Source organism: Paenibacillus sp. D51F, assembly GCF_053345695.1.
The window spans coordinates 65,527-82,459 of the sequence record NZ_JBKFAO010000004.1; the positions used below are offsets into that span (position 1 = coordinate 65,527).

The following is a 16,933-nucleotide window of genomic DNA, read 5'->3' on the forward strand; positions in this document are numbered from 1 at the left end:
CCCGCATCAGAAATAGTCCTGCAGATGATAAAATCGATAGCGCGTCCGGTCCGTCCAGGCGTAGGAATCCTTGTAGTCCCAATAGCGGTGCCGGCTCGGCACGGTGTTGGCGTTGACCAGCGGCATGCCGTCGGCATCGAATGCCGTCACGACTGTCGTATGCTGGAACCGCCCGTCCCCGCCCCAATCGTAGGTGATGACGTCCCCGAGGGACAGCTCGGATGCGCTCTCCACCGTCGTCGCCCGCATGCCCGTGCTGCGCGGGAACGACAGATACAGCTGCAGCGCGTTCGACACCGCCCAGCTGTAGCTCCAGGATTCCTGGCCGCCTATACGGCCTTTGTACCACCATCCCGATTCTCTTTTACCAGTATAGTTCATCGGTGCTTCGCCTGCAAAGACACATTGCGACACGTAATTCGTGCAGTTGACCTCGAACAGCTCGTAGGCCGGATTCGCTTCGTTCCACCACCGGTCAGCGTAGGCGGCGACCAGCTCGCGCCTGTACTCGACGGCGCGGTCGCGTGTATTCAGGCGGGACAAGACGCCGTAATTAAGGAAAGGGCGCGGCGAGCCCGGACGCTGGATTCCGCTGCCGCCGCCGTCGCCGTAGGAGCGATGCTCGGCCAGCGCGCTGTCCGCCGCGGCGTGGCCGTATCTGGGCCTGCGCTCGCCGACGATCGGCTCCACCCGGGTCAGGCGCCATGCTCCGCCTTCCTCGGCCAGCCACAGGCGCTCCTGCTCGAGACGCTCCTCGGTGTAGGAGCGGCCGCGATGCTCGACATGCCGCTTCACATGCAGCTTCAGGACGACCGACACTTCGGTCGCGGACTCGTTGATCCTCAGCAGCGTCGCTCTCGTCTCGCTCTGCGGCGACAGAATGCCGCGCTCCTCGTCCCTGAGGCGCAGCCGGCGCAGCCTTTCCTCCAGGCGGCGGCGGTGATCCCTGTCTTCCAGCAAGGCTCCGAGCACCTCATGCCTCCGCTCCACTTCGGCTTCGTTGTACCCGTGCACGTATTCCTGCACGGCTCCTCTCCAGCCTTCCAGCGCAGCCTGCTTGCCGGAGGACGGCTGCGAGCGCTGAGCCTCCGATCGTTTGACTCCCCGGGTACCGGTACGCGGCATTCCTTTCCCCATCCCTTCTGGTCGGTATTCGCCCATCATCAAGATGATCTTATGTCTGCTCTCCACTAAAATATGCGGACCCATCCCGGATAGAGCGCTTAAACGCCGTTATCCGGCGTTTCAACGAGAATGCGGCAGATATATATCGAAATTTCAGTCAATATCGAATTTTACAAAACAAGCCCGGCTGGCTTATGATATGATGTACCACTCTATCACCATATTGCTGAATTCCACGTACTGTGGAAGCGGGGGAACCAATACGCGGGCGTCTGTCGACGCTTGCCGGGGTGAATCCGAAAGGAAGAGGCCGGGCTGCCGAAGCCGCGTCTCTTGCCTTTTGGTAGGGCTACTCTCTGGCCCGAATCCGTCAGCTAACCCCGTAAGCGCACAAAGGAGAGATGTCAGGATGTCACTGAAAGACAACCGCGCGGCTTCTTCCGCGCAGGAGGGCTTCATTGCGCCTTCCGTCTGTTCTGCGTCTGCGGTCGAGGCCTTCTTGGCGCCGCCGCCGTTTCCGGGCTTGGACGCGCCGATCGCGCTGGACATGGCGGTCGCGGAGGCTTATTCCCCGCCGGCCCCGGCTGCTGAGACGGCGAACAGGCCGTCCTTCCGTCCCGAGGCGCTTGAAGAAGAGCGCTCAGCATCAAGCCGCCGCATCCGCTGCATCGACTTGTTCATCACCCGCACGGGACCGCTCGTCGATCCCGAGCGCGGAGATTACCGCGTCGTGCTGCATCTGTGCTTCGGCTCCTCCATCCGTCAGGCTTCCGTGCTCATTCCTTACGCCAAGGCGCCGAGAAGCTGGGACGCGTGGAGCCGTTGGTTCCAGCCGTTCGTCGGGGTCCGCTCCGACGAGGCGATGTCCGTGCTCTATTACGACGCGGAATGGATCAGCGACCACAGGGATCGCCTGCTGCGCAAGACGCTGGAGCCGTCCTCCCAGGAAGGCACGCTGTTCCCGGCGACCGCTTTCTGGAGACGCAACGCCCTTATCGAAACATCCGACATCCATATCCGGCTGTCTCTGTAGCCGGATGGCGCTCTGTCCTTCATCCCTTCAAGAGGCATCCCCTATCCGCTTTGCGGCCGGGGGATGCCTCTTGGCCTTTGGCGGCCTTGAGCGGACATTTGGATCATGATTTGAAAGTGCTGGCCGTATTCACTTACAGAGATCCATCCGCCGTTCAGGAAGCATACATAGACAATAAAAAAGACTGCCAGCCGCAATAACGGCTGGCAGTCTTTCTATTCCTGAATTTATGCGTGGCTCAATTCGAGCTCGTCTTCCTCATCCCGCTCGTAGGACTCCCGATCGAATTCCCCTTCCGATACGGCGACCAGCAGGGTCGACACGGTCGTGCCGGAGGCGTTCAGCGCCGTGCGGCCCATGTCGACGACAGCGTCGATCGCAAGCACCAGGCCCAGTCCTTCCAGAGGCAGGCCAAGCGCGGTAAGCACGACGGTCGTCGAGATGGATGCCGGACCCGGCACTCCGGCGACGCCGATCGACGAGATCATGCTGACCAGCACGATGAGCACGTAATCCGATACGCCCAGCGGCACGTTGTACACCTGGGCGACGAATACCGCCACGACGGCAGGCCATACGCCGCCGCAGCCGTTCATGTTCATCGTCGCGCCCAGCGGAGCGACGAAGCTGGCGATGCGCGGCGATACGCGCAGCCTTTTGGTGATGACCTCAAGGTTGACCGGCAGCGTCGCGTAGCTGCTGCGAGTCGTGAAGGCGACCGCGATCGTCGGATAGATTTTGCGGAGGAACTTGAACGGATTCAGCCTCGCGCCGAAGGTCACCAGCGCTCCGAAGGTCAGGATGAAGTGCAGCAGAAGCGCGATATAAGTCGCGATAATGAGCGTGATAAGCGGCTTGAGCGTCTCTGCGCCGTACTTGGCGGCCATGGAGCCGATCAGCGCGTACACGCCGTACGGCGTCAAGCGGATGATGTACTTGGTCACCTGATTCATGACCTGCTTCAGCGATTCGATGACCTGGCGCACCGGCTCGACCGCTTCCGGCTTGCGGGAGCTGAGATGCACGATCGCCACCGCGACGAAAATGGAGAAGATCAGCACCGGCACGACTTTGCCGTCCGCCATATCCCCGATCGGGTTCGACGGAACCAGGTTCAGGATGACTTCCGAGAAAGTCGGAATGGAACGCGATTCGTAGCCTTCCGGCACGCTTTGGGCGATGCCCGTTCCCGGGTTCGCGACCAGAGCGACGACAAGCCCGATAAGCGCTGCGATCCCGGTCGTAGCCAGGAACAGCAGGATGGTCTTCGTCCCGATCTTGCGCAGCTGCCCGAGATTCGAGATCGAGGTGATGCTTGAAATGACAAGCACGGCGACGAGCGGAATGACGAGCATCTTGATCAGGTTGACATAGATGGACCCGATCGTGCCGATGCTGGTCGCATCCAGCTCAAGGGCGTTCAGCGTAATGCCGACGACCAGCCCGATGCCGAGCGCGATCAGAACGCGATAGCCGAAGCTTACACGGCGGCGTGCCAGATAGACGAGCAGACCGATGACAACGATGGAAACGAGCAAGCTGATCCAGTTCGTTTGTATAGCATGGATCAGATTATTATTTGGGACCAAGCGACTCAACTCCTTATTCCTATCTTTTTACTCTGGAATAGTATATTAGTAATATTATTGTTATATGTCAACTATATTTAACCTCTCGAGCCTCTTCCTTATCATGGAAAAGAAAAAACGAAGACCTCGAGGTCTCCGGATGTTTGAGCGATCCTATGATTGACAGGGCTTTTCTCCGGCCAGGCGGAATTCCTTCTATCCGCCCGGCTTCTCGACCGGCAGCGCTGCTGGAAAGCGGACCCTGCTCAATCCGATCAGACGGACAGCATGGCGCCCATGCGCTGAGCCGACTGGATGATGAGAGCGGATTGTTCCCGGATGATCTCCGGGGTGAATCGGGCCGAAGGTCCCGAGACGGACAACGCGGCCGCCAGCCGGCCGGACCGGTCGAAGACCGGAGCCGACACAGCGGCGGCGCCCGGCTCCCGCTCCTCTTGGCTCGTCGCGTAGCCCATGCGGCGGATTTCCTCCAGCTGCTCGCGGAACGCAGCCGGATCGAGGCCCGGAGGCATCGCCTCGTCGGACATGAGCCGATCGGCCAAGGACGGCTCCGCAAAGGCGATCAGCACTTTGCTCGAAGCTCCCACATAGAGCGGCAGCCTGAGGCCGACCGGCGCGACTCTGCGGATCGCCTGGTTGCTTTGGACGGCCTGGATGCGGATCCGCTCCCGTCCGTCCTGCACATACAGGCTTACCGTCTCGCCGATCGTGTCGCGAAGCCGTTCCATCTCCGGCAGGCAGATCGCAGCGGGATCGCCGGAGCGCGATATATGCGCGGCGAGCTCCCAGATCTTCATCCCGAGCCGGTACCTCTCCGAGCTGCGGTCGCGCTCCAGGAAGCCCTTGTCCTCCAGCGTCGCCAGCATTCGGTGGACGGTGCTCTTATGGAGGCCGACGCGCTCCGCGATCTCCGTCATCGGCAGATCGCTTTCAGTCGTGAAGCACAGCAATATATCCAGCGCGCGTTCGACAGCTCGCACATTCGACTTGCCTTCATCCGCACGGGCTCCTCTTGGCTCCACGCTCTTCATCTCCTTCCGGCACCGGATGCGATGCCTCTTCATTCCCCGCTTCTGTTGCCGGGATGCTGCTTATCGGTTCACTCCGAACCCGAAAACTCGGGCAGAATGGTTTGTACATCAGTCAGCCGGCCTTGCAAGCGAGCTGTTGACATCGACTGAGAACCGTTATCATTATAGAGAAGCATTTCCCGTACGTTCTATGTTTTTCATGCCTGTAGGGTTTCATACAATGAAACCGAGATTCTTCTAGTATAACCGCATTCCCGAATTCCGTAAAGAAACAGGCTCTTCTTCCCCTGTCCTCTGCCGCTGCATGCATTGTTTTACAAGCAGATTACAAGAGCTTAACAATTCACCAATATCAATTGACAGCCCGGACCAAAGACACATAAAGTAGTAGTACATCAGATCTATACCGCTTACATTGCAAGGGAGGGGAAGACGATATGAGCAGCACCGCCCTGTCGACGCCGCTTAACCTCGAGGGAAACCGGTCATCCGTCGCTCCCCGCCGGGATACGCGCCGCAACGCGCTGATCGCTTCCGTGTCCGCCCTGGCCGCGCTCGTCCTGCTCGCGGCTGCCGCTTTCCACGGCTACATCGCCTGGATGGTCGCTTATCCTTATGTGGCTCCGGTCTATTCCAATCCCATGGAAGCCAAGCAGCTGAGCTACAGCGACATCACTTTTCCCAGCCAGAGCGGCCGTACGACGGTCAGCGGCTGGTATATCCCCGCCGGGTCCGGCCATTCCGTCAAGGAAGCATCCGATCGGACCGTCATCCTCAGCCACGGCTACGGAGCGAACCGCGAAGAAACCTGGGTGCCTATGTATGATTTGGCGAGCCTGCTCCACAGGCTTCATTATAATGTTCTGATGTTCGATTACGGCTATGCCTCCAAGCAATACCGCGCCCCGGCAACGGGAGGCTGGGAGGAGTCCCAGCAGCTGCTCGGCGCCGTGAATTACGCCCGCAGCCACGGCTCCGGCGAGGTCGTCGTCTGGGGCTTCAGCATGGGAGCCGGAACCGCGCTGCAGGCCGCGCTGCAAACGAAGGATATCGACGCCATGATCCTCGACAGTACGTTCGTGCCGAGCCCCGACACGCTGTTCGAGAACGTCCGGCAGATCATCGATCTCCCCCGCTTTCCTTCGCTGCCTCTGATCGAGGCTCTCCTGCCGCTCTGGACAGGGGTGGATTTCAACAAGATTCCCGCCGAGAAGGTCATGAGCACCGATTATGATATTCCCATCTATATGATCCACGGAACGATGGATGTCAAAGCCTCCTATCAATCGGCCGAAACGATCGCGAGCCGGCAGACGAATCCGCTGTCGCGGGAATGGATCGTGAACGGCGGCTATCACGAGATGCTGTTCCGCGAGCATCCCAAGGAATATATCCAGCGCGTCGCCTTGTTTCTCAGCCAGGTCAACCAGTCGCTCGAGAACGAGGGCATGACCGCCTGACCTCATGAACATCCCAAGCTTGTGGCCGGACCCCCGAGGGTCCGGTTTTTTTGGGCTTCAAAAGCCCGAACATAGCTGTCCCCGAGCCCGAATACATCTAGAAGAGGATGAAAACTACATGCTCGAGGGGGCGGCCACATATGGCGGAAGCGGACCGAAGCGCCAGGCAGCTTAAGCTGCTGGAGGATATCAAGCAATGGAAGATGCAGGAACAAAGCCACGCGGAGCTTATCCGGCTCGTCTCTCCCGGCCTGGAGCCGGCTTACAAGGGATTGCTGCAGCAGTGGGAGCCTCTGTTCCGGCTGACCGGGCAGCAGGCCGAGGAGCTTCTGGGAGAAGAGGCTCGAATAGGCGGAGGCGGTCAGAGAAGCGAGGAGGCCGAGCACTCTCTGGCCATGATCGACCAGCGCACCGCAGGCTTGCTGGAGGCATCCGCGCTCCAGAGCAAAACCTTTATCGAGCAGCTGGCGCAAATGCTGCAAGCGAGCCCCGCATTGGCTCGAGATCAGGTTGGGCGCTCCGCCGTCGACCATGCGCTGCGGGAATCCAGCTACTGCCTTGGGAAGGCCGAGGCTTACAGCCAAGCCCGCAGCCGCGCCGACGAAGCTGCCCGCTCCGCCAGCGACGGCTCGGAGAAGGAGCAGCCAGCCTCGGCTTCCCGCGATGGCGAGTCAGGCAGACCGCACGCCAAAGGCCATCCTGCCGGGGAGCTGAAGCAGGTTCCCATCGGAGGCCATACGCTTCCGCCGCTCCCGTATGCCTATGATGCCCTGGAGCCGTACATCGACGCCAAGACGATGGAAATCCATCACGACAAGCATCATCGAGCTTACGTCACGGATCTCAACAAGGCGGAGAAAGAGCTTCAGGCTTCCAGGAAGAGCGGGAATTTCGACCTGGTGAAGCACTGGGAGCGCGAGCTCGCTTTCAACGGCGCCGGCCATTATTTGCATACGCTGTTCTGGACCGTCATGTCGCCTCAAGGCGGCGGCCGGCCTGTAGGCGCGATCGGGGATGCCATCGACCATGATTTCGGCGGCTTCGACGCGTTCAAAAAACAGTTCAGCGAAGCTGCCGGCAAAGTCGAGGGCGGCGGCTGGGCGATCCTCGTCTGGAGTCCCCGCAGCCGCAGGCTTGAAATCCTTCAGGCGGAGAAGCATCAGAACCTGTCCCAATGGGACGCCATCCCCCTGCTGCCGCTGGACGTCTGGGAGCATGCCTATTACTTGAAGCATCAGAACAAACGTCCCGATTACGTCAAGGACTGGTGGAACGTCGTCTACTGGCCCTATGTGAACCAGCGCTTCGAAATAGCGAGGACGATCGCCTGGGAGCCATACTGAGCCTGGCGAGTGGCCCCGGCTTGCGGACTGCCCGCCCCTTGCGTCAGCTCCCGATGCCTGGACTCCCGCTAGGATTCCCTGAGCTCCCTCGTCATGCTGAGCTTGATCACGAGCCATGTCCGCCTTTGAATGGATGAACGCGCAAAAAACCCGCTTGCCTAAGGCAAGCGGGTTCTGCGTGCTGCTATTGCTTCAGCAGCGAGAGGAATTCGGAACGCAGCGCGCTGCTGGTCCGGAACTCTCCCCGCACGCCGGAGGTGATCGTCTTGCTGCCCGGCTTCTTGACGCCCCGGGAGCACATGCACAGATGCTCGCCCTCCACGACGACCATGACGCCCTGCGGCGCCAGCGCATCCATCAGGATGTCGGCGATCTGAGCCGTGATCCGCTCCTGCACCTGCAGCTTGCGGGTGACGGCTTCAACGAGCCGGGCCAGCTTGCTGAGGCCGACGATGTGGCCGTTCGGCAGGTAGCCGATATGGATCTTGCCGAAGAACGGGGCCATATGATGCTCGCACTGGCTGTAATACACGATATCCTTCACGATGACGAGCTCCTCGTGGTTCTCGTCGAACGTGACGCCGAGCACTTCCGCCGGATTGACTTCGTAGCCGGCGAAAATCTCCTCGTACATCCGCGTCACGCGGGCAGGCGTATCCTGCAGCCCTTCGCGCTCCACGTCCTCTCCGACGAGCTTGAGAATCTCGCGGAGATGATATTCGATCTGCTCCCGGTTGCGGGAGACATGGGAATTGCTATAGTCCTTCAAGCCTGCCATAGGCGGGTTTCTTCCCTTCTGGCTTCAGCAGGGGCTTACTTGCGCTTGCCGCCGCGCTGGTTCGGAATGAACTTCTGGTTTTGAGGGGCGCCGGCGCCGCCCTGGTTCTTCATCATCTGCTGGGCGCGCTGCATCTGCTTGCCGTTCAGATTGTAGCCCATCTGCTTGGCCATCTTCTGCAGCATCTCCGGATCGGACTGCATCTTCTCCAGCTGCTTGCGGAGATAGAAGACCCCGATGAAAAATCCGCCGACCCCTCCGACGATAAGGGTAACGATGGGGATGACGTAGTTGTACCATTCCATATTGGCTCACCTATCCTTCATGGGTGTTCATAGACTTGTCCATGATAGCATTATCGGGTATCGCGCGCAATCCGGAAACAGCCGCTGCGGACCGTTCAGGAATGCGGAGATACCGGCTCTTGCCCGGCTTCCAATGCTTCCGCTGAAGCCGTTGCCCGGACGATGACATCCCGCGCTTCCGGATCTTCCTCCGTACCGAACGCATCCCGCAGAGCCTGGAGCGCCGCCTCGCCGCCGATGCGGCCGAGCGACCAGGCTGCCGTGCCGCGCAGCACCGGACGGGGATCGTCGCGCAGCACCTTGATCAGGGCGGGCACGGCGCCCTTCTCGCGGAAGTTGCCGAGCGCGATGACCGCGTTGCGCTGGATCGGCTTTTTGCCCCGCCAGGAGGAGGAGTTGGAGCCGTAGCGCTCCTTGTACTCGCGGCCCGAGATGTCCAGCAGCGGCTCCAGCAGCGGCTTGACCTGCTCGGGGTCTGCCTCGAACTCCGGATGGCGCGTGACGTTGATGCCTTTGTTGACGGGGCAGACGATCTGGCAGGTGTCGCAGCCGTACAGCCGGTTGCCGATCTTGCGCATGAGCTCGTCGGAGACCATTTCCTTGGTCTGGGTGACGAAGGACACGCAGCGCTGCGCGTTCAGCTGCCCGGGACCGACAAGCGCGCCCGTCGGGCAAGCGTCGATGCACTTGGTGCAGCTGCCGCAGCTGTCCTCGATCGGGGAGTCCGGCTCCAGCGGCAGGTTGGTGATCATCTCCGCAAGGTAGATCCACGTGCCGTGCTTGCGGTTCATGATGAAGCTGTTCTTGCCGCTCCACCCTATCCCTGCGCGCTCTGCGACCGCCCGGTCCGACAGCTCGCCGGTATCGACCATGGACTCCGCCCGCAGCTCCGGCACCCGCTCCCGCAGCCAATCCTCCAGCCGCGCGAGCCGGCTCCGCAGCACCGTGTGATAATCCTCCCCCCAGGAAGAGCGCGACAGGATTCCCCTTCTCGCCCCCGGCTCCGACTTGGGCGGATCGTGCAGCTTGCTGGGGTAGCCGACCGAGATCGCGATGATCGACAGCGGCTCGTCGAAGAGAAGGGAAGGATCGGTGCGCCGATCGATGTCCTTGGCCTCGAAGCCGGATTCATACCCGAGCTCCCGGTGCCGGATCAGACGTCCCTTGAGCTCGGTGAACGGCTCGGGCGAAGCGACTCCGATGTCGTCGATGCCGAGGCCGTAAGCGGCTTCCTTCATATCCGCCTTCAGACGGGTCCAAAAGGCCGCATCCCTGATCATTTCCTCCATCTTCCTCCCCTCCTTCATCCGTCCGATTCCGGTCCGTCGCTCACACCTTGCCTGACGCCCTCATCGTCTTGATCGCTCCGACGGCAAGCTCGTCGCAGCGGTTGTTCCATTCGTTGTCGCTATGGCCCTTCACCTTGACGTAGGAAACCTCATGGATGCCCATCAGCTCCCACAGGCGCTGCCACAGCTCCTTGTTCTCGACCGGCTGTCCCTTGCTGTTCTTCCAGCCGTTGCGCAGCCAGCCCTTGATCCAGTTGTTCTGGAAGCAGTTCACCACATAGGCCGAGTCGCTGTGTACGGTCGCCTTGCAAGGAACCTTGAGCAGCGACAGCGCTTCGATGACCGCCTGGATCTCCATGCGGTTGTTCGTCGTATGCGGCTCCGCGCCGGATATCTCCTTGCGCTTGTCCCCGTAGAACAGGACGGCTCCCCAGCCGCCCGGACCGGGGTTGCCGGAGCAGGCTCCATCCGTATAGATCGATACTTCTTTCATATAAAGGGCCAACTCCTTCTGCTTGATCCTTCAGCAAAACGCTCCACCGCTACAGCTTGTCGATATGCCCGGCCGGCCAAAGGACGAACTCCGCCCTGCCCCGGACATCATCCTCGTCGACGAGCCCGAAGGCGCGGCTGTCCCGGCTGGCCAGCGGCAGACGGTTGTCTCCCATGACGAACAGCTTGCCCTTGCCGACGGTCAGAAGCGGGAAAATCCCTTCCGTGCGGTCTCCGCCCGCATAGGATTCCTCCAGCTTCTCCCCGTTCAGGTACAAGCTGCCGTCGCGGATCTCGATCACATCGCCGGGCAAGCCGATGACGCGCTTGACGAGATATTCGGAACTGCCGTCCGGCCGCTGCGGATCCCGGATAATCATGACGTCGCCATGTTGCGGAGAAGACATCGACATGGCCATCTTGTTGACCAGCAGCCAATCGCCCTCCGACAAGGTCGGCTGCATGGACTGTCCTTCTACGATCGAGAGGTTGAAGACGAATCGCTGCAGCAAGGCGACCACCGCCAGCGCCAGGACGGCCGTGCGGACCAGCCGAAACAGCTCCCTGGCATGCGAGGCTGCGCCTGCGCGGGCCGGATGCCCGTCAGCGGTCATGCCGACGCCCTCCGGGCCGCCTTCCGCCAGCGGCAGCGCATCCTTCTCCCCGCTCGGCGTCCCTTTCATTCCGGCTCACCCTCCGTGCCGTTCGCTATGCTCGCCCGCCAGGCTTCATAATAGGCCTTTACGACCTCGTCCTCGAAAGGAGGCTGGCCTCCGCGGATCCGATGGGTAACTTCCCGCAGCCCTTCGCTTACTTTGGCGTCGACGACCGGCGGATAGCGATACTCCGCCTTATGCCTTTCGTACTCGTCCCGATCCACGACAGCCAGATCGCCGCCCGCAGTGCGGATCACATCAAGGTCGTAATCGATATAGGTCAGCACATCTCCCGTCAGGTATGGCGGCGATGCCAGATTGCAGTAATAACGGATGCCGAAGTCCTCGATCATCGCGACGACGTTGAACCATTTGCCCGGAATAAAAAAAGAGACCGCTGGAACGCGGCTGACCCACATGGATCCGTCCGCTTCCTTGATCGGCGTCTGGTTGTTGAGGAGCACATGCATCCCCTCCGCGGCGTGCTGCGGCAGAAGCAGCTCCTGCGGCACGATCCAGTTCCGCTGCCATTGCCGGTGCAGATGGCCGTCATGCTTGAAGCTTTTGATGTAACAGCGCCGATAGTTGTTCACTTACGCACTCCCTGACATTCACATCTTACTAATAAGAAAAGCACATCCGGACGTCAAAAGCAATTGACGAAGGATATGCCTCGGGATGACGACCATATTTTGAAAGGAAGGATTGCGGGAAACAAAGCTTGGTTCTTCGGTTCAGCCAGCCACGATGCTCAGCTTCTGGAACGAATGATAGAAATCGGAAGGCTCGAAGCCCAGGGAGCTGTAAAGCGGAAGCACGGGTTCATTGTGCTCGTCGGCCGTAACCATGATCTTGGAAACCTTGCGCTGCTCGAACCGGCCGCGGAGGCTGGAAATGAGGTTCTTGGCGATCCCTTGGCCGCGGTGATCCGGATGAACGGCCACACGGTAATAATAGCCTCGGTTGTTGTCGATCGTTCCGATGATGATGCCAGTCATCTTGTCGCCCGCCGAAGCGATGAGCACAAGATCGCTGTCCCATGAAAGCTGGCGCGTGAGCGCTTCGATTGTCAGCTCGTAACACTCTTCCGACAACACCGACTGCAGCAAGGACGTCACGGCATGGTAGTCTGAAAGCTGGAAAGAACGAAGATGCATGAATGCTTGTCTCCCTTACATTCAATGTCATTGTAAAAGCTAACTCTGATTATACGTCAAAAGTTAACGAAATCCAGCCATTTTGCTCAAAAACCTTAATTAAATTTAACATTGCGCTTACATTCTTATGTAAGCGCTATCCTACAAGCGCTTACATCGCGATTCGGAAAAGTTCATGTGGGTAATGGAATAAATATGCTTTTTCGTGAGAGGATAAGATGCGCTGCCGCTCTGGAGTCGTCTGGCCTGGACAGGCTCCGGAACCGCCAGTTTTTGCACCCCGAAAGACTTCCGCCCCTCTCCCGGAGGCTGGAACGATCTGCCATCGAAGGGATTCCCTCTTTATCGCATCGGATAGAGCGGAATAACTGCCGACTTTTGAAACTAAAATGTTGATTTATTAGGCTGATTGAGGGATAATGAACTTGAATCGCTACATATTATCTGAGGAGGTAATTGATTATGGCACATGAACTTCCAGCACTTCCGTATGCCAACGACGCTCTGGAGCCGCATATCGATGCAATGACGATGGAGATCCACCACGACCGTCACCACAACACGTATGTGACCAACCTGAACGCCGCTCTGGAATCCGCTCCTGAACTGGCAAGTAAGTCCCTTGAGGATCTTATCTCCGACCTGAACAGCGTTCCTGAATCCATCCGCACCGCTGTACGCAACAACGGCGGCGGCCATGCGAACCACAGCCTGTTCTGGACGACGATCGGCCCTAACGCCGGCGGCGCGCCTACAGGCAAGCTGGCAGAAGCGATCGACAGCGAGCTGGGCGGTTTCGAGAAATTCAAGGAAGACTTCGCCAAAGCAGCAACGACGCGCTTCGGCAGCGGCTGGGCTTTCCTCGCAGCCGACAAAGAAGGCAAGCTGAAAGTATACAGCCTTCCAAACCAGGACAGCCCGATCTTCGAAGGCGAAACGCCTTTGCTCGGCCTGGACGTATGGGAGCATGCCTACTACCTGAACTACCAAAACAAACGCCCTGACTACATCAAAGCGTTCTGGAACGTCGTGAACTGGGATGAAGTCGGCAAGCGTTACGAAGCAGCCGTAAAATAAATTTTTTCAATGGAAGACCGGGCTATCGGGCCCGGTCTTTTTTTGTTTTCCGGGATAGCCTTTTTCCTCCGCCCGTCGCTTAAGCTCTGGCATGGGAGGATGCTGGGATTCGGACATATACGGCGTTCGGGACTTTTTTTTTCAAGATTCGCGGAAAGAGGATAGGCATATGCCGCATAGGATAGTGTATTCAAGGCAATGTCCGAAAGGAGCTGCATGTCCGGAATGAACTCTTACTATCCTTACTATGCTCCAGCCTATCCGGCCGCTTATCAGCCCGCCTATCAGCCTGTCCAAGCCGGAGGAGATTGCGGCTGCGGCGGAAGCCAGCGCAGGTTCCATTTCGTGCCGGCCGCTCAGCCGGCCCCCGGCATCTTCCCGCCTCTCTCCGGTTACGACCCAGGGATATTCCCGCCGATTCAAGGGCCGGATCGCGGGATCTTCCCGCCGATTGGCGGCGGCTTCCCCGGCGGACCAGGCTTTCCCGGAGGCGGCTTCCCCGGCAACCCGGGCTTCCCTGGCGGCGGGCCGGGCTTCCCTGGCGGGCCGGGATTCCCCGGCGGCGGCTTCCCTGGCGGGCCGGGCTTTCCCGGGGGGCCGGGATTCCCCGGCGGCGGCTTCCCCGGCGGGCCGGGCTTCCCCGGCGGGCCGGGCTTCCCTGGCGGCGGGCCGGGCTTCCCTGGCGGGCCGGGCTTCCCCGGCGGCGGCTTCCCCGGCGGGCCGGGCTTCCCTGGCGGCGGACCGGGCTTTCCCGACGGGCCGGGCTTCCCCGGCGGCGGGCCGGGCTTCCCCGGCGGGCCGGGCTTCCCCGGCGGGCCGGGCTTCCCCGGCGGCGGCTTTCCCGGGGGGCCGGGCTTCCCTGGCGGCGGCTTCCCCGGCGGGCCGGGCTTTCCCGGCGGCGGCTTCCCCGGCGGACCAGGCTTCCCTGGCGGTGGACCGGGCTCCCCCGGCGGACCGGGCTTTCCCGGCGGCGGCTTCCCCGGCGGACCAGGCTTCCCTGTACCTTTTACAGGACCCGGTGCCCCCGGCACCAGTCCTACAGGAACGCCCAACATGCCTGCGCCGGTTACCGTCCGTATTGAAGGCGGCGAATCCTTTTCTTACGTGACGGAGGATTACCAAATTCCTTATTATGACGGGATGAGCATTGCCCAGGCTCTCGAATACACCGGTGTCGTCCGAATTTCCCCCGGCGGCGGCGTGCAATCCGTCGGCGGCGTTCGCAACGACATTTCGGACGATATCCGCATCGGCGACAACGTCCAGTATACCCTTCGTCTGAACGGACGGCAGATACCGCATACTCTCCTTACATTCCCCGTTCACCAGAAAGATGTCATCGGCATCGATCTTATCCACATCGGAACCTGAACAGCCGGCTCTTTCATGGCTCGCATCTGATTAATGGAAGCGGCTTTCTGCAGCGAGCGGCAAGCATGCCATAGAGGGATAAACGCGAGTACGTTTCACACATCCTTCTTGCTTAAGGATCATCGTAAATCCAAAAAAAGAGGGCAGCCCCCAAGTCAATGACTTTGGGGGCTGCCTTTTGTGGATTTACACCATGACCTGGCAGATCTGGTTCGTGAACTCCACCGGATCCTCGATCGGCAAGCCCTCGATCAGCATCGCCTGATTGTAGAGCAGAGACGTGAACAAGCCCAGCTTGCTCTTGTCGCTCTCATAGGCTTCCTTCAGCGAGCGGAAGACATCGTGGCCGACGTTCAGCTCCAGCACCTTCTGGGCTTTGACTTCGCCGCTGTTAGGCATCGCCTTCAGGATCTTCTCCATCTCGATCGTCACTTCGCCATCCGTGGCGAAGCAGACCGGATGCTTGCGCAGGCGCCTGGAAGCCCGCACGCCGCTGACCTTGTCGCCGAGCAGCGCCTTCATCTCCTCGAAGAGAGCCTTGTTCTCCTCATCGGCCTTCTCGTCCTCAGCCGTCTTCTCGTCCTCTTCGATGCCGAGATCGCCGCTGGAGACGGAGCGGAATTCCTTCTCCTTGTAGCCGGCAAGCATCTTCACGGCGAACTCGTCGATGTCGTCGGTGAAATACAGAATCTCGAAGCCCTTGTCGAGCACGAGCTCGGTCTGCGGGAGCTTCTCGATGCGCTCGGCCGATTCGCCGGAAGCGTAGTAGATATACTTCTGGTTCTCAGGCATGCGGGATACGTATTCAGCCAAGGTAACAAGCGCCTTGTCCTTGGAGGACGTGAACAGCAGCAGATCCTGCAGCGCGTCCTTATGCATGCCGTAGTCGCTGTAGACGCCGAATTTCAGCTGGCGGCCGAACGACTTGAAGAACTGCTCGTACTTCTCGCGCTCGTCCTTCAGCATGCTCTGCAGAGCGCTCTTGATCTTGGATTCAATGTTCTTGGCGATCAGCTTCAGCTGGCGGTCATGCTGCAGCATCTCGCGGGAGATGTTGAGCGAGAGGCTCTCGGAGTCCACCATGCCCTTGACGAAGCTGAAGTAGTCGGGAAGCAGGTCGGCGCATTTGTTCATGATCAGCACGCCGCTGGAATACAGCTCCAGACCCTTCTCGAACTCCTTGGTGTAATAATCGAACGGGATCGTCTCCGGAATGTACAGGATCGCCTGATAGACGACCGCGCCGTCGGCGCTCACATGCACATGCTTGAGCGGCTTGTCGAAGCCGTAATGCTTCTCGTGGTAGAACGCCTCGTAGTCCTCGGCCGTCAGCTCGCTCTTGTTCTTGCGCCAGATCGGAACCATGCTGTTGACCTGCTGCTCTTCCGTGTACGTCTCGAACTCATCCTCGCTGCCTTCCTTGAGACGGCTGGAGGAAACCTCCATCCGAATCGGATAGCGGATGAAATCGGAGTATTTCTTGATCAGCGCCTTGAGCCGGTAATCGTTCAAATACTCGTCGTAGTTGTCATCCTCGGTATTCGGCTTGATCTCCAAAATGATCTCGGTGCCGACCGAATCCTTGTGCGCGCTCTCGATCGTGTAGCCGTCCGCACCTTCGGAAACCCATTTCCACGCCTCTTGTCCATCCAGCGGCTTCGTGATGACTGTCACGCGGTCGGCGACCATGAAGGCGGAGTAGAAACCGACGCCGAACTGCCCGATGATGTCGCGGCCGTCCTTGGCTTCGTTTTCCTGCTTGAAGGCGAGGGAGCCGCTCTTCGCGATAATGCCGAGATGGCTCTCGAGCTCCTCGCGGTTCATGCCGATGCCGGTGTCCCGAATCGTCAGTGTGCGCGCAGCCTGGTCGGGTATGATTTGGATGAAATAGCTGTCGGGATTGAACGTCAGCTTCTCGTCCGTCAGCGCTTTATAGTAGATTTTATCGATGGCGTCACTGCTGTTGGAGATCAGCTCGCGAAGAAAAATTTCCTTTTGGGTATAGATGGAATTGATCATCATTTCCAAAAGACGTTTGGATTCAGCTTGGAACTGCTTTTTTTCCACTTTGAAATCTCTCCTCTTGGATCGGGTAGATTAGCACTCCGGAATGAAGAGTGCTAAAACTTTATATACCACTCCGCAAATTGGCTTGTCAAGGATTCCCTCTGCTTCTAAGAGGGATCCGATGTTTCAACCAGCTCGACAGAGAGTCCGATATGGGTTG

16 protein-coding genes and 1 riboswitch are annotated in these 16,933 nt (G+C 59.6%); of the genes, 5 read left to right on the plus strand and 11 right to left on the minus strand.

Annotated features, from left to right (window positions below; all coding sequences use genetic code 11):
* Window positions 1–6 precede the first annotated feature (6 nt).
* Entirely contained in the window at window positions 7–1,125 is a 1,119-nt protein-coding gene (locus ACLBWT_RS09360; protein WP_447662805.1) for an amidase domain-containing protein, read from the minus strand.
* 214 nt (window positions 1,126–1,339) lie between these two features.
* Window positions 1,340–1,529: riboswitch (cyclic di-AMP (ydaO/yuaA leader) on the plus strand.
* A 5-nt stretch (window positions 1,530–1,534) separates the two neighbouring features.
* Between ACLBWT_RS09360 and ACLBWT_RS09365 the strand changes: the two genes are divergently transcribed.
* Window positions 1,535–2,158 carry a hypothetical protein gene (locus ACLBWT_RS09365; protein WP_447662806.1) on the plus strand — a complete coding sequence of 208 codons (624 nt, stop codon included), beginning with the start codon at window positions 1,535–1,537 and terminating at the stop codon, window positions 2,156–2,158.
* Window positions 2,159–2,385: 227 nt separating this feature from the next.
* Here the strand turns inward: ACLBWT_RS09365 and ACLBWT_RS09370 are convergent, their stop codons facing one another.
* Both ACLBWT_RS09370 and ACLBWT_RS09375 read right to left on the minus strand, forming a co-directional pair.
* Window positions 2,386–3,747 (minus strand): dicarboxylate/amino acid:cation symporter, encoded by a 1,362-nt coding sequence (locus tag ACLBWT_RS09370; RefSeq protein ID WP_447662807.1) that lies wholly within the window; start codon window positions 3,745–3,747, stop codon window positions 2,386–2,388.
* 254 nt (window positions 3,748–4,001) lie between these two features.
* On the minus strand, window positions 4,002–4,769 hold the full coding sequence (locus tag ACLBWT_RS09375) for an IclR family transcriptional regulator (protein ID WP_447662808.1): 768 nt from the start codon (window positions 4,767–4,769) through the stop codon (window positions 4,002–4,004).
* Window positions 4,770–5,215: 446 nt separating this feature from the next.
* Between ACLBWT_RS09375 and ACLBWT_RS09380 the strand changes: the two genes are divergently transcribed.
* Both ACLBWT_RS09380 and ACLBWT_RS09385 read left to right on the plus strand, forming a co-directional pair.
* Window positions 5,216–6,238 carry an alpha/beta hydrolase gene (locus ACLBWT_RS09380; RefSeq protein ID WP_447662809.1) on the plus strand — a complete coding sequence of 341 codons (1,023 nt, stop codon included), beginning with the start codon at window positions 5,216–5,218 and terminating at the stop codon, window positions 6,236–6,238.
* 140 nt (window positions 6,239–6,378) lie between these two features.
* Window positions 6,379–7,581, plus strand: coding sequence for a Fe-Mn family superoxide dismutase (locus tag ACLBWT_RS09385; protein WP_447662810.1), 1,203 nt, complete (start codon window positions 6,379–6,381; stop codon window positions 7,579–7,581).
* Between the two features lie 184 nt (window positions 7,582–7,765).
* On the opposite strand, the gene folE is transcribed toward ACLBWT_RS09385, so the two are convergent.
* The 7 genes from folE to ACLBWT_RS09420 form a co-directional block, all read right to left on the minus strand.
* Window positions 7,766–8,359 (minus strand): GTP cyclohydrolase I FolE, encoded by a 594-nt coding sequence (folE, locus tag ACLBWT_RS09390; protein ID WP_447662811.1) that lies wholly within the window; start codon window positions 8,357–8,359, stop codon window positions 7,766–7,768.
* Between the two features lie 35 nt (window positions 8,360–8,394).
* Window positions 8,395–8,664, minus strand: a complete 270-nt coding sequence (locus ACLBWT_RS09395) for a YneF family protein (protein ID WP_021881158.1) — start codon at window positions 8,662–8,664, stop codon at window positions 8,395–8,397.
* Window positions 8,665–8,759: 95 nt separating this feature from the next.
* A complete protein-coding gene (gene queG, locus ACLBWT_RS09400) occupies window positions 8,760–9,944 on the minus strand; it encodes a tRNA epoxyqueuosine(34) reductase QueG (protein ID WP_447663095.1) in 1,185 nt (394 codons plus the stop codon).
* A 49-nt stretch (window positions 9,945–9,993) separates the two neighbouring features.
* The gene (rnhA, locus tag ACLBWT_RS09405; RefSeq protein WP_447662812.1) at window positions 9,994–10,446 is read right to left on the minus strand and encodes a ribonuclease HI; all 453 of its coding nucleotides are present in this window, start codon (window positions 10,444–10,446) and stop codon (window positions 9,994–9,996) included.
* Between the two features lie 49 nt (window positions 10,447–10,495).
* On the minus strand, window positions 10,496–11,128 hold the full coding sequence (gene lepB, locus ACLBWT_RS09410; RefSeq protein WP_447662813.1) for a signal peptidase I: 633 nt from the start codon (window positions 11,126–11,128) through the stop codon (window positions 10,496–10,498).
* Window positions 11,125–11,694 (minus strand): DUF402 domain-containing protein, encoded by a 570-nt coding sequence (locus ACLBWT_RS09415; protein ID WP_447662814.1) that lies wholly within the window; start codon window positions 11,692–11,694, stop codon window positions 11,125–11,127. The genes lepB and ACLBWT_RS09415 overlap by 4 nt, the downstream gene beginning before the upstream one ends.
* A 141-nt stretch (window positions 11,695–11,835) precedes the next feature.
* Window positions 11,836–12,258, minus strand: coding sequence for a GNAT family N-acetyltransferase (locus ACLBWT_RS09420; RefSeq protein WP_447662815.1), 423 nt, complete (start codon window positions 12,256–12,258; stop codon window positions 11,836–11,838).
* Window positions 12,259–12,720: 462 nt separating this feature from the next.
* Between ACLBWT_RS09420 and ACLBWT_RS09425 the strand changes: the two genes are divergently transcribed.
* Together ACLBWT_RS09425 and ACLBWT_RS09430 are read left to right on the plus strand one after the other, a co-directional pair.
* On the plus strand, window positions 12,721–13,335 hold the full coding sequence (locus tag ACLBWT_RS09425) for a superoxide dismutase (RefSeq protein ID WP_447662816.1): 615 nt from the start codon (window positions 12,721–12,723) through the stop codon (window positions 13,333–13,335).
* Between the two features lie 225 nt (window positions 13,336–13,560).
* A complete protein-coding gene (locus tag ACLBWT_RS09430; RefSeq protein ID WP_447662817.1) occupies window positions 13,561–14,706 on the plus strand; it encodes a hypothetical protein in 1,146 nt (381 codons plus the stop codon).
* 186 nt (window positions 14,707–14,892) lie between these two features.
* Here the strand turns inward: ACLBWT_RS09430 and htpG are convergent, their stop codons facing one another.
* Complete coding sequence (htpG, locus tag ACLBWT_RS09435) at window positions 14,893–16,773, minus strand: molecular chaperone HtpG (RefSeq protein WP_447662818.1); 1,881 nt, start codon at window positions 16,771–16,773, stop codon at window positions 14,893–14,895.
* Between the last annotated feature and the right edge of the window lie 160 nt (window positions 16,774–16,933).